We start from the raw sequence: 264 nt of genomic DNA, 5'->3' as shown, positions 1-264 counted from the left end.
ACCCATCCAGTAAAAAACTGATATCGTCGTAATCAAACTGAACAATGTGCCAGGTCGCCCAGATGGTGGCTGCCGACAACCCAAAATCGACACTGCGTGCCGCTAGATATAATGGAAAAGAATGACTCTGTTTGATTAATGGTTGAGTGAGAAACACTAATACCAGAATCCAGCTCAGGTGTACCGGACGAAATACAGGCGCCGCTAATTCTGCCGTCACCCCTTGCCAAATCTGAAAGGCTGACAAAACGATAGCCGCTACAG

1 pseudogene is annotated in these 264 nt (G+C 47.3%); it reads right to left on the bottom strand.

What is annotated here, in order from left to right:
• Positions 1-264, bottom strand: a pseudogene (locus ACYP03_RS26600) (TRAP transporter permease); the annotation flags it as partial.

It is taken from the genome of Photobacterium sp. R1 (assembly GCF_054600795.1).
The sequence above is the reverse complement of the archived record's forward strand: the minus strand, read 5'-3'. Positions and strand labels throughout refer to the sequence as shown.